The sequence below is a fragment of the Paenibacillus sp. FSL R5-0928 genome, assembly GCF_037970385.1.
Lineage (GTDB): Bacteria > Bacillota > Bacilli > Paenibacillales > Paenibacillaceae > Paenibacillus_AQ > Paenibacillus_AQ odorifer.
Genome location: NZ_CP150225.1, coordinates 7139644 through 7152518, shown reverse-complemented (window position 1 = coordinate 7152518; position 12875 = coordinate 7139644). Strand labels below are relative to the sequence as shown.

Sequence of the window (12875 nt, the reverse complement as noted above, 5' to 3'; positions counted from 1 at the left end):
AGGAGTAAGGAAAATGGGGATTTCATTTACAGTACTGTCCAGTGGTTCTACCGGCAATGTAACGGTGGTACGAAACGGGGAGACAACACTTATGATTGACGCAGGTTTTAGTGCCAAGCGGATCGATGAGCTGTTGGCCATGCGTGAACTAACGGGTAATGATATAGACGGGATTCTAGTTACACACGAACATTCCGATCATATCAAGGGACTCGGGGCCATGGCCCGTAAATACGATCTTCCGATTTATGCGAACACCAATACCTGGGGAGCTATCGAGAAGGGAATTGGTAAAATACCGGAGTATAACCGGATGATCATGGAGTCTGGCCAGCACAAGGATTTCGGCAGTATGCGAGTAGAATCCTTTGCGATTTCTCATGATGCAGCGGAGCCAGTGGGTTACAATTTTTATGATGGAAAAGAGAAGTTATGTGTAGCTACAGACCTGGGCTATGTTAGTGATAAGGTAAGAGATGCAATTTCAGATGCAGATGTATTGGTGCTGGAGGCGAATCATGATATCGAATTGCTGAGAATGGGACGTTATCCGTGGAATACGAAACGGCGCATCCTAGGCGACATGGGTCACCTTTCCAATGAGGCAGCTGGAGCTGCGCTTAGCGAAATTCTTACAGGGCGGACCAAACGGACCTATTTGGCGCATTTAAGCCGGGATCACAATATGATGGATTTGGCAAAAATGTCGGTACGCGGCGCAATGGAGGATCGGGGCTGTTTTTTCAAAGATAGTGAGTTCAGACTGTGTGATACGTATTATGATCAACCTACGCCATGGGATAAGCTGAGCCAGTCATAAGCTGATCAAGTTCAGCGGTCTTGCGATCTAATTCTTGGCGGGAGATTAGGCCTTTTTCAATCATCAATTCGATCATTGCGCTAAAGGCAAGGGTCATGTGGTAGTGTTCATCCTTTAAGTCACCAAGCTTACCGATAAACTCGACTAAATCCATACTTGTTGAAAAAGAACTCATAATTAATCCTCCTTTAATAGTGTGAATTTATAGTGTAATTAGAACTGAAAACTGTAAAAAATTCGCAGGTGTTTTAGCTGAGGAAAATCCCGAATTGCAGGTTGCCTGTGATACAATTAAAAGCGTGATGAGCAAAGCTAAAATTTTAGGGACACTTCTATTTTATTGTAGTCTTTTAAGTTGCAAAATATTCCTAATAGAGAAGATATATTAAAAGATTATCATAATCTAACGATTGATCGAAACTCTTGTGGGGTTAATGGATAAAGTGAAACTTTTTAGTGATATTTGGAGTCTAATGGTTACAGAGGTTTGGTTCGGACGTGGTTGCTATAGGTTCAGGTCTTAACAACAGTGAACGCTTGGCAATAGAAGGGGGAGATTTTCGGTGGGATTGTTTGATGATGATTTCTATTCAACTAAAGTTTCGCGGTCCAGAGGGGATGAAGCATCAAAGGGATCGTTTGCTAACCGTAGACATTCTGTACGCAGATCGCGTAAAGGGCTATCTACCTGGCAAATATCCGCCGTTTGCTCCTTAGTCAGCGCTGTGGTGGCAGTTCTGTTATTCAGTATGTTTACAGGCCAGATGAGTCATGAGACTGCTCAAAAGCCGGTTGTAACAACTGGAAATGTTGCCCCAAGCAGTAGTGATCCATTTGACCGGATTATTCAAGCTGCTGCCACGGTTCGCCCTGCAGTAGTAAGTATTATCAATCATAAAGAAGATAATGAAGAATTAAACATTCTGGATGAGTCCGCACTAGGCTCAGGAGTGATCTATAAAAAGACAGGAAATAAAGCATTTATCATTACCAATAATCATGTCATCGAAGACTCCGGTAATCTCGAGGTAGTTACAGTGAACGGAGAGACCCGTAAGGCAACACTCGTTGGAACGGATAAAGTAAGCGACATTGCGGTACTCTCTATTGATGCCAAAGGAATCGATACCATCGCGCAGCTCGGTGATTCCTCTAAGCTTCGTCTAGGTGAAACGGTCATTGCTATCGGTAATCCGCTAGGACTTGGTGATACATTGACCTCGGGGATTGTTAGCTATACTGAACGGATGGTTCCCGTATCCCTTAATCAGGATGGAGTATATGACTGGGAACAAGAAGTGATACAGACTGATGCGGCGATTAATGAAGGAAATAGTGGCGGCGCGTTAGTGGATCTCGATGGCAAGGTCATTGGAATTAACACGATGAAGATTTCAGATACGGGTGTAGAGGGTCTGGGTTTTGCAATTCCTGCGAATCATGTGATAGATATCGCTAATGAGCTGGCTGAAAAAGGGCATATTGCCCGTTCGTACTTGGGTGTATATTCAGTTGATTTGAACAATCCGTACGTTCCACTAGCAGAAGATCAACGCAATGAATTGAACCTGCCGAACAGTGTTAAGGATGGAGTAGTTGTTCTAGAAGCCGTTGGCCCTGCGAAGGAAGCTGGACTGCAATTCAATGATGTCATTACCAAATTTAATGATCAATCCATCATATCTACCCTTTCTCTTCGCAAGTACTTATATAATCATACGAAGATCGGTGATGATCTGAAAATTACTTACTATCGAAACGGCGAGGCCAAACAGGCAACAGTTAAACTTCTTGAAAAACCACAGGAATAATATGCTGGAAGTCGGTATATAATGATATAGCAGTTACGACAAGTAGAGCGGACTACCCCTTCGATTCCGAGGGGGTACCTTCTTGAAAAAGCGGATAAAAGTAACGTTTTTGGGAAAGCTATTTTTCTAAAACCATGATAATTATGCCAGAAAAAGGATCTATTTAGGGAATAAACACTAAGTGGCAGCCCTTACATTGGAAGGTAATACTTATTAGGGCAAAACCGGATATATTCGGATGCTTGCTTGCCTTTGCTAATCAGGTGTGGTAATATGATATCAATCATACATTTAGTCCCTAATTCTCGCATTGAAAAGGGCTGTCATATTTGGTAATACAACCTTTTTCAATGTGTGAATTTTTTCTTTGTTTGAAGATAAAAAGAACATATTAATTTAAATTTGTGGAGGTAACACACATGCAAACAGGTACAGTTAAATGGTTCAACGCAGAAAAAGGATTCGGATTTATCGAAGTTGAAGGCGGAAGCGACGTATTCGTTCACTTCAGCGCAATCACTGGCGACGGCTTCAAAACTTTGGACGAAGGCCAACGCGTTGAATTCAACGTTGTTCAAGGCAACCGTGGACCACAAGCCGAAAACGTTGTAAAACTGTAATAATAGAAGAAACCGTCCCAGCTTGTGAAAGTTGGGACGGTCTTTTTATATCTAGTTACTCACTATTGACTTACAGGATGGGAGGAACGGCAATGAACTACCGGAAGAAACCTTTGGAAGAAATACCGGAAGAAAATACCGCAATTTGGGCATGTACCAATGAGGGATGCAACGGATGGATGAGGGATAATTTCGCATTTGAACATGCGCCTTCTTGCCGTCTATGTGACTCTCCAATGGTTCGCAGCACGAAGATGCTACCCCAATTGCTTAATTCGAATGGCGATCTCAAATCGCTGAAGAAGGGTATTTCCATCTAACCAATACCTAAATGAGTCAAGCATTTAATAGAACGACGAACCACTCAAGACGGGTAAACCGTCTTATTTTTTTTGCTTTCTTTATGCTAAAATGTGATCTTTGTCACAAATCATTTGAATTTCACCGTTAAATGACTATCTTTATGTGACATTTATCACAAAAAGAAGTTTAAATTTTTGACAGAATATAATTAACGAAAAGGGGAGAAGGAAGGGACAAATATGGATACAGTAATGCTGTCGCGTATACAATTTGCGTCGACGACAATATTCCACTATTTCTTTGTACCGGTATCAATCGGACTAGCGCTCTTGATTGCAATCATGGAGACAATGTACGTTAGAAAAGGTAATGAAGAGTACAAAAAAATGGCGCAGTTCTGGGGAAAGCTATTCCTCATCAATTTTGCAGTAGGGGTAGTTACAGGGATATTGCAGGAATTTCAGTTCGGGATGAACTGGTCCGATTATTCACGTTTTGTTGGTGATGTATTCGGGGCTCCACTTGCAGTTGAGGCATTGGCAGCCTTTTTCCTGGAGTCTACTTTTATTGGGATATGGATATTCGGCTGGGATAAGGTTTCCAAGCGAGTACATTTACTGTCCATCTGGCTGGTAGCATTCGGTACGATGTTATCTGCATTCTGGATTCTAGCGGCTAACTCTTTTATGCAGCATCCTGTGGGTTTTGCGATAAATAATGGACGTGCAGAAATGAATGATTTCTTCGCGCTTATTACGAACGGACAATTGCTGGTTGAATTCCCACACACCGTACTGGCTGCTTATGCAACAGGTGCTTTTCTTGTAACTGGTATTAGTGCTTATAAAATATTGAAGAAACAAGAGGTTTCTTTCTTTAAGAAGTCTTTTCAGATTGCAGCCATCGTAGGGATTATTTCTTCTATTGGTGTAGCTGTTGCTGGTCACGCCCAAGCGCAATATTTGGTTGAAACTCAACCAATGAAAATGGCAGCTTCCGAAGGACTGTGGGGTAAGAGTGGTGACCCGGCACCTTGGACCGTATGGGCAAACATTGATCCAGAGAATCAAATCAGTACTGGAGAATTTCAAATTCCTTATATGCTGAGTTTCCTTTCATACAGTAAATTTTCCGGTGAAGTTAAAGGTATGCTTGAGCTGCAAGCGGAGTATGAGCAAACCTATGGCCCCGGTGACTATATTCCACCTGTACGTACGACATTCTGGAGTTTCCGGATCATGGTTCTAGCAGGAACGTTAATGATTGTATTGGGAATGTACGCTATGTACTTAATGTGGCGCAAAAAAATGGACCGTCCGAACACTTGGTTTATGCGGTTCATGTTATGGGGCTTGTTGCTTCCTCCGATTGCGAATACAGCCGGTTGGGTTATGACCGAATTCGGGCGTCAGCCATGGACGGTATTCGGACTGATGACAACGGAAGACAGTGTGTCGCCTAATATTACAAGTGGTCAAGTTCTGTTCTCCGTGATTTCTTTTACAACGATTTATTTAATTCTAGGATTAGTGTTGGTCGGATTGTTTATTAAAGTGATTAAAAAAGGTCCTTATGCGATGGATAACGATCACGGCGATTCGAATGATCCATATAACGAGGAGGGTTCCCATGATATCTCTTAATGAATTGTGGTTTGTGCTGATTGCAGTTCTGTTTATAGGGTTCTTCTTCCTGGAGGGTTTCGATTTCGGCGTAGGGATGGAAACACAAATTCTCGCTAAAAATGATACAGAGCGCCGTGTTCTGATTAACTCGATCGGACCCTTCTGGGATGGGAATGAGGTATGGCTTATCACAGCTGCGGGTGCAATGTTTGCGGCTTTCCCGGAGTGGTATGCAACGCTGTTTAGTGGATTCTATATTCCTTTTGTATTTGCCTTATTAGCTCTGATAGCGCGTGGTGTCGCTTTTGAATTCAGAGGTAAACGTGATTCATTGGCTTGGAAAAGAACTTGGGATGCCTGTATCTTTATCGGCAGCTTCCTTCCACCATTCCTCTTGGCTGTAGTGTTTGCAAGCTTTATCAAAGGGTTGCCTATTGATGGGGATATGCAAATGTATGCAGGGTTCACAGATATCGTGAATGTGTACACTGTAGTAGCAGGGCTTACTGTTGTCCTTCTGTGCCTGGTGCATGGTCTCATGTTCACAACGCTGCGTACAGTGGGTGATCTACAGGCTCGCGCTCGCAAGTTGGCACAAAAATTGCTGATACCACTCGCAGCTTTATTTACTGCTTTTGTGATTATGACTTATAATATGACGGATATTTTCGAGCAACGTGGAACGGTTCTTATGATTATTGTAGCCCTGGGAGTTATCGCCTTTGTACTGTCCGGTTACTTCATGACGAAGAAGAAGGACGGCTACGCTTTTGGAATGACAGGAGCGGTAATGGCGCTTTCGGTAACTTCTATCTTTGTAGGATTGTTCCCGCGTGTTATGATTAGTTCAATTGATCAAGCTTTTAATTTGACGATCACTAATGCGGCTTCGGGCCATTACTCTTTGAAGGTAATGACGATTGTGGCACTGACCATCCTTCCGTTCGTATTGGGATATCAAATTTGGAGTTACTTTGTCTTTCATAAACGGGTTCACGAGAAGGAGCATCTTGAATACTAATGGATAAAAACTTGCTTGGGTATAAAGGAGTTAAGCCAGTCTTTCTGATTGTAGGCTTCCTTACCCTGGTGCAAAGCTTGTCCATACTTCTGCTGGCTAAATCGCTGGCAGAAGTCATCTCTGCGCTATTTGCGGGAGAACCTCTGAAGGAACAATGGGGCACTGCGCTATTGTTCCTTCTTGCATTTCTTGTGCGCCATGCTTGTGCTATGCTGATGAGCCGTGTCTCTTACCGCTTCGCGGAAGCAACGGGCAGCACTATGCGGAGGGAAATGATGGACAAGCTCTTCCAGCTTGGCCCTAGAATGGTGGGCGGGCGTGGAACCGGGGATCTTGTTACACTAGTGCTGGAAGGCGTAACTAAATTCCGCACGTATCTGGAAGCAATCATTCCTAGAATGGTAGGGATGTCTGTTACACCGGTCTTGGTGCTTATTTACGTCTTTACGATGGACACTACGAGCGGGATTATTCTTACGGTAACTATGCCGATTATTATTGTTTTTATGATTTTGATTGGGATGACGGCCCGTAAGCAAATGGATCGGCAATTGAAATCATATCGCACATTATCTAATCATTTCGTAGACTCACTACGTGGACTAGAAACATTAAAATTTCTAGGGCGCAGTCGTGGTCATAGCGACAGCATTGCTACGGTCAGCGATCGTTATCGCTCGGCGACCATGCGTACGCTGCGAGTGGCCTTTTTGTCATCGTTCGCCCTGGATTTCTTCACTATGCTGTCTGTAGCTTCTGTAGCGGTAAGTCTTGGTTTGCGGCTTGTAAATGAACAAATGACATTGGTTACGGGCTTAACGATTCTAATCTTGGCTCCGGAATATTTCCTGCCTGTCAGATTGGTGGGTTCAGATTTCCATGCTACTTTGGATGGGAAAGAAGCCGCTGAAGCAATGAAGAGCATTATAGATCAAGATGAGGTGAAGGCTGAAGTAATCGGCCCTAACGGTAATCTATCTGTCGGTTCTGCAGCAAAAACATCGGAACAAATATTCACTTGGCATGAGAATAGCGTGCTCACATTAAATGACGTTAGCGTGAAGTATGAGGAAGCAGGGCTTTCTTCGCTGGAAGCGCTGAACCTGCAATTTAAAGGAGCTAGCAAAATTGGGATTATCGGAGAGAGCGGGGCCGGTAAATCTACTTTAGTGGATATATTAGGGGGCTTCTTACACCCTACCTCAGGAAGTATCACGGTTAACAGTACAACGGTTAGTGCATTAACGGATGAGGCTTGGCGAAAACAGACCTCATATATCCCGCAGCGTCCGTATATTTTTAGCGGCACGTTAGCGGATAATATACGTTTTTATTACCCTGAGGCTTCTATGGAAGCTGTTGCCGCGGCAGTGAAAGCTACTGGTTTATCGGGGCTGGTGGATACACTTCCGCATGGCTTAGATGAGATGATTGGTGGCGGCGGCCGTTCGTTCAGCGGTGGCCAGGAGCAACGGGTGGCATTAGCCCGGGCACTGCTTAGCAGCCGTCCAATTATGCTTCTAGATGAGCCAACGGCGCATCTGGATATTGAAACGGAATATGAGTTGAAGGAGACGATGGTGCCCCTTTTTGAAGGAAAGCTGGTCTTTCTGGCTACCCATCGCCTGCACTGGATGCTAGATATGGACATTATTGTAGTAATGAAGCAAGGCCAAGTGGCAGAAATCGGTACCCATCAGGAGTTACTTGCCCGCAAGGGTGCGTATTATGAGTTGATTGGGTCGCAATTGGAGGGAATCCATTGAAACGTGAAGGATGGTTTGCTCCCTATGTATCGTCGTATTTTTGGCGTTTTGTGCTAATTATTGTGCTTGGGGCGTTGACGATATTTACAGCCTCTTCATTGATGTATACTTCAGGATTTCTGATCTCAAAAGCGTCTACACCGGTCGAAAATATCCTGATGATCTACGTGCCGATTGTTGGTGTACGTACGTTCGGAACAAGCCGAGCAGTCATTCACTACGTGGAACGGCTGATTGGGCATGACACCATTTTACGGATTCTTTCTAAAATGCGTGTGCGCCTGTACAATATTTTGGAGCCACAGGCCTTGTTCCTGTCGTCGCGTTTCCGTACTGGGGATATTCTCGGGATGTTAGCTGATGACATCGAATATTTGCAAAATGTATATCTGAGAACTGTATTTCCAAGTGTTATTGCTTTATTGATCTACGGGGTTGCGGTGATTGCGTTGGGCACCTTTGATATCGGTTTTGCGTTATTAATGGCTTTGTATATTTTGGTGTTGGTCGTGGTATTGCCGCTTATCTCTTTGTTGTTCACCCAGAAACGTCAACGTGAAGTGAAGGTAGAGCGTAATCGCCTCTATCAAAAGCTGACTGACGCCGTTCTCGGTATGGGCGATTGGGTCATTAGTGGACGGCAAAGCCAGTTCGTGGAGACCTATGAAGCAGATGAGAAAAAAGTAGCCAAAACGGATGCAGCGCTGCGCAGCTGGGCGCGTCTACGTGCGTTCATCGGGCAAGCAGTTGTTGGAGTTGGCGTGCTTTCAATGTTATATTGGGCCGCCGGGGAGTATGCGGATGGTGCTATTGCAGGTACGTTGATTGCGGCGTTTGTATTGGTTGTTTTTCCTGTGGCAGATGCTTTTTTGCCAGTATCCGAAGCTGTGGAGAAAATCCCGCAGTACCGTAACTCGCTGGAGCGGTTGTCTGGAGTGGTTGGAGAAGAGCAGAATATAGTTTCCGAACAGGCATCTGTAGTCGATGTTCTACCTCAGGCCATAAAAAGTGCTCATATCCAGCTCGAAAATGTGGGTTACCGCTATGGATCAGACGATAACTGGTCGGTTCGTGATCTCAGCCTCGACATCCCACAAGGCAAAAAAATTGCCATCATCGGCCGTAGTGGGGCAGGGAAATCGACGTTGTTAAAGGCTATTCAAGGGGTTATCCAACCTTCTGCAGGTTCGGCTATGATTAATGGAATCGCGGCGGCTGCCTATGGCGATAATATTCCTTCTATTATTGCGGTGCTAAATCAAAGCCCACACTTATTTGATACTACGGTAGCGAACAATATTCGCATGGGTGATCCGAAGGCTTCCGAACAAGCGATTAAAGAAGCTGGCGCATTAGCCAAAATGGATACGCTGATCTCCTCGTTACCAGAGGGATACAATACCTTTGTCCGTGAAGCGGGGCAACGTTTCTCCGGTGGAGAGCGTCAGCGGATAGCGTTAGCGCGTATTTTGCTGCAAAATACACCTGTCGTCATTCTTGACGAACCGACCGTAGGGCTGGACCCAAGCACGGAACGTAATCTTTTGCAGACGATGTTTGAAGCTATGGACGGTAAATCTCTGATCTGGGTAACGCATCATTTGGTTGGTGCGGAGCAGATGGATGAAGTGATTTTTATGGAAAATGGCTCGGTAGAAATGCGTGGAACCCATGCGGAGCTGATGGAAAAAGAACCACGTTACCGCAGATTGTATGAGCTGGATCGTCCAGTGGAGTTTCTAGTGTAAGATGGAGAGTTTGTAGATAACATTTATAGAAATTAGAGAGATATTAGTGAAGAGATTCCTTTTGCCCGTTTGGGGTGAGAGGAATCTTTTTTTTCGGTAGGGCAAGAATATAGACAATGGATGAACAGATTGCTGGAATGGATAGATAGGAGTTCCATTTTCGTGGGAAGTATGGTAGAACAATAGAAGGAGTATAGGCCGCAGCGGCACAGAAAGGGATGCTTGGTTGAATGTATGTAGTATGTAAAGAACATGTAGAGTTAGCCATCGACAAATTTGTGGACGAGTATGAGGATGCACCTGATATTGTGGACTTGAAGGAGACCGAGTTCTCGGACTGGGACCCGCCGGCCAAATGTGCGGAATGTGAGAAGAATGCGGAATATTTAGTGGTCTAAAGGACTGTTAAAATTTATTAAAAACACCTTGCAGTCCCGGAAATGGGCCGCAGGGTGTTTTTTTGCATGAAATAATATATGTGTTAGCCGATTAGGTCTTATGCATCTGCTGCATCTACTATGTCGGTCAGCGAGCTACTTCGGTTGCCTCGGCGGTAGAGAATAGCTGAGATGATGGCGATCAATGCTGCAATAGAGAGTCCCCAGTAGATATTGGAGTAGGCTGCAGAAAGCGGCAGTCCGCGCTGCCATTCTAGTGCGCTTGCGGCCATAGCCACGCTGAAGGCGCCGCTGAAGAATTGCAGCAGCTGGAACAGGCCCATCCCGGAGCCAATTTGTGAAGAAGGCAGAATCCGAGAAATTTCATTGGATACACTACTGGACAGTGTCGTGAAGGCCAGACTCATAATCATATAGATGAACATGACGGCAATCCATGACCGCCCAGCAAAGAAAGCGAATAGGATGGTAGCGGTCAATACGAGCAATGGTGCAAAACGCAAAATCCCCGCATTGCCATAACGGTCAATGATTCGCCCGACGGAGCGGGAGACAAAGATGGCGAGCAGCGAACCCGGAAAGATCACAAGCCCGGCATGGCTTGCGCTGAAGCCGAAACGGTGAGTCAGAATCTGCGGCAGCAGGAATAACGTGGCAAAGCTGCATAGGTAGGAGGCAACTCCGATCAGAGCCAACACGAGATATGAGCGGTTACGGAAAAGCTCCGGCATCACGAATGGATCAGGTGTGCTGCGGATACGGCCAACAAATAAAGCAATGGCGACAATTCCGGCGATCAAGGCAATCCACAACCCGCTGGTCAGGAACAGCAGCAGCCCGGTCGTGCCGACGCCCAAGAACAGCCCGCCAAGCACATCAAAGGAGCCACGGGTGGGTACTTCTTTGGGCAGCAGGATAAGGAACAGCGGCACTAGAAGCAGAATAGCTGCCGTTACAGAGAATAGCCAAATCCAGCCGAGATATTCGACGATGGCTCCGCCCGCGACCGGCCCAAGCCCTAGACCCAGTGAGACGGCTGACATAATTGTCGCCATTGCTTTGCCACGGCGGGCTTGCGGGATATAGCGGGTAAACAGGACAAGCGACAAGGACATTACTGCACCCGCGCCCGAGGCCTGGAGAATGCGTACGATAAGCAGGAAGATAAAGTTGGTGCTGAAAAAGCCGGCAACAGCCGCGAGGCCCAGCGTCAACAAGCCTATAACCAACAGACGGCGAATCGGCAGAAAATCAGAAAGCCGGCTGTACGTGATTGAGGCAATCGAGAACATAATGGAGTACCCGGTGACAATCCAAGAAGCGGACGCAGCCGTAATCCCGAAGGCTTCGGTCACATCAGGCAGCGCCAGATTGAACATAGCCGTATTCATGATGACGAGAACCACAGCGACACTGAACAGCAGGGTCAGCAGGCCTTCTCGTGGAAGAGGCGCTTCCGGAACGGAGGCTTCATGATCCGCATTCGCGGAGAGGTTATTTACAGAAGTCATGTGCGAAGCACTCCTTTTATTATTGTTTAATAGTTCGATTACTTACGAACAATTGAAATATAGCATGCGTTGATATAAAATGCAATTAGGAACACCAATATTTTTTTCGCATTCATCGTACGACAAAAGGGGATAATCATCCGTGAAAATACTATTTCATCCGGACCGCAAGGACATTCAGCTTGCCTCCGTATTGTATGCACTCAGCGATCCGATTCGCTTACATATCGTATCGGATATTCACTTAAATGGAGAACAGGCTTGCAACGGCTTCAACGTCCCGATCGCAAAATCCACTATGTCTCACCATGCCCGTACTTTGCGCGAGTCAGGAGTTGTTTTTACACGAGTTCAAGGAACACAGCGCATGTTGTCCCTGCGGACTGAGGATCTTAATGCACGTTTCCCAGGCTTGCTGGACTCTATATTGAGCGCTTATGAAGCTGGGGGGAAACCGGATTTTGTGATGGAGGAGCAGGAAGAAAGTAAGTAGGGATGGATTGAACCTGCTGAGGACGAGGAATACATGAAATTCTAGATTCAGGCAATCTAGGAATACGTGGGATCAGGAGATCCATAGATCGCATGAAAAATAGGACATTTAGGGACTGCGCAAGAGTAGGCCGTTTTAATTGTCGTTTCTTTTCCACCAAATATGTGATAGAACAGAAGGTACTTACTAAAACTACGAGGGACGCCCAGTGCGCGTCCTTTTGCTATTTCTATAGAGGATTATGACAGGAGGCACTTATGCTTATTCAAATTATTGGCGTAGGAAAATTGAAGGAAAAGTACTTGATCGATGGCATCGCGGAGTATGCAAAACGGCTGACACCATACCTGAAGTTTCAGGTCATTGAGGTGGCAGATGAAAAAGCACCCGATTCTCTAAGCGAAGCAGAGGTCGTGCAGGTAAAGGGACGCGAGGGCGAACGCATCCTCGCGCAGATTAAGAGCGAGGCGCATGTCATTGCGCTCGCGATCGACGGCAAGCTGTGGAGCTCGGAAGAGCTTGCCGCAGAAATTGACCGGCTCGGCACCTACGGGACGAGCCATGTCGTGTTCGTCATCGGAGGGAGCCACGGGCTCTCCGACGAGGTCATGCGCCGCGCGCAGCAGCGCATGAGCTTCGGGCGCATGACGCTGCCTCATCAGCTCATGCGCCTGGTGCTGGTGGAGCAGGTGTATCGCGCGGTGAAGATCAATCGGGGGGAACCGTATCATAAATGACGGCTAAATTTACGTGCGGGAG

At 45.9% G+C, this 12875-nt stretch carries 13 protein-coding genes; 11 read left to right on the top strand and 2 right to left on the bottom strand.

What is annotated here, in order from left to right; all coding sequences use genetic code 11:
- Positions 1 to 13: 13 nt before the first annotated feature.
- A complete protein-coding gene (locus MKZ16_RS32365) occupies positions 14 to 820 on the top strand; it encodes an MBL fold metallo-hydrolase (RefSeq protein ID WP_036677825.1) in 807 nt (268 codons plus the stop codon).
- Here the strand turns inward: MKZ16_RS32365 and MKZ16_RS32360 are convergent.
- Complete coding sequence (locus MKZ16_RS32360) at positions 789 to 995, bottom strand: hypothetical protein (RefSeq protein WP_036677826.1); 207 nt, start codon at positions 993 to 995, stop codon at positions 789 to 791. The genes MKZ16_RS32365 and MKZ16_RS32360 overlap by 32 nt on opposite strands.
- Before the next feature lie 388 nt (positions 996 to 1383).
- Here MKZ16_RS32360 and MKZ16_RS32355 point away from each other — a divergent pair, with 388 nt between their 5' ends.
- The 8 genes from MKZ16_RS32355 (at position 1384) to MKZ16_RS32320 (ending at position 10112) form a co-directional block, all read left to right on the top strand.
- Positions 1384 to 2631, top strand: a complete 1248-nt coding sequence (locus tag MKZ16_RS32355; protein ID WP_036677827.1) for a trypsin-like peptidase domain-containing protein — start codon at positions 1384 to 1386, stop codon at positions 2629 to 2631.
- Positions 2632 to 3050: 419 nt separating this feature from the next.
- Positions 3051 to 3251, top strand: a complete 201-nt coding sequence (locus tag MKZ16_RS32350; RefSeq protein WP_019914582.1) for a cold-shock protein — start codon at positions 3051 to 3053, stop codon at positions 3249 to 3251.
- Positions 3252 to 3343: 92 nt separating this feature from the next.
- The gene (locus MKZ16_RS32345; protein WP_036677829.1) at positions 3344 to 3571 is read left to right on the top strand and encodes a cold-shock protein; all 228 of its coding nucleotides are present in this window, start codon (positions 3344 to 3346) and stop codon (positions 3569 to 3571) included.
- A gap of 222 nt (positions 3572 to 3793) precedes the next feature.
- On the top strand, positions 3794 to 5197 hold the full coding sequence (locus MKZ16_RS32340) for a cytochrome ubiquinol oxidase subunit I (RefSeq protein ID WP_076105177.1): 1404 nt from the start codon (positions 3794 to 3796) through the stop codon (positions 5195 to 5197).
- On the top strand, positions 5184 to 6200 hold the full coding sequence (gene cydB / locus MKZ16_RS32335) for a cytochrome d ubiquinol oxidase subunit II (RefSeq protein WP_038573947.1): 1017 nt from the start codon (positions 5184 to 5186) through the stop codon (positions 6198 to 6200). Before MKZ16_RS32340 ends, cydB begins: the two co-directional genes overlap by 14 nt.
- A complete protein-coding gene (gene cydD, locus MKZ16_RS32330; protein WP_076105176.1) occupies positions 6200 to 7966 on the top strand; it encodes a thiol reductant ABC exporter subunit CydD in 1767 nt (588 codons plus the stop codon). Before cydB ends, cydD begins: the two co-directional genes overlap by 1 nt.
- Entirely contained in the window at positions 7963 to 9714 is a 1752-nt protein-coding gene (gene cydC / locus MKZ16_RS32325) for a thiol reductant ABC exporter subunit CydC (protein ID WP_076105175.1), read from the top strand. The genes cydD and cydC overlap by 4 nt, the downstream gene beginning before the upstream one ends.
- A gap of 230 nt (positions 9715 to 9944) precedes the next feature.
- Positions 9945 to 10112 (top strand): CxxH/CxxC protein, encoded by a 168-nt coding sequence (locus tag MKZ16_RS32320; RefSeq protein ID WP_063829780.1) that lies wholly within the window; start codon positions 9945 to 9947, stop codon positions 10110 to 10112.
- Positions 10113 to 10210: 98 nt separating this feature from the next.
- Here the strand turns inward: MKZ16_RS32320 and MKZ16_RS32315 are convergent, their stop codons facing one another.
- Entirely contained in the window at positions 10211 to 11623 is a 1413-nt protein-coding gene (locus tag MKZ16_RS32315; RefSeq protein ID WP_038573941.1) for an MFS transporter, read from the bottom strand.
- Positions 11624 to 11765: 142 nt separating this feature from the next.
- On the opposite strand from MKZ16_RS32315, the gene MKZ16_RS32310 reads away from it, so the two are divergent.
- Both MKZ16_RS32310 and rlmH read left to right on the top strand, forming a co-directional pair.
- Positions 11766 to 12116: a helix-turn-helix transcriptional regulator gene (locus tag MKZ16_RS32310; RefSeq protein ID WP_076105174.1), complete on the top strand. Its 351-nt coding sequence runs from the start codon at positions 11766 to 11768 to the stop codon at positions 12114 to 12116.
- A 257-nt stretch (positions 12117 to 12373) separates the two neighbouring features.
- Positions 12374 to 12853, top strand: coding sequence for a 23S rRNA (pseudouridine(1915)-N(3))-methyltransferase RlmH (gene rlmH / locus MKZ16_RS32305; protein WP_036677839.1), 480 nt, complete (start codon positions 12374 to 12376; stop codon positions 12851 to 12853).
- Positions 12854 to 12875 lie beyond the last annotated feature (22 nt).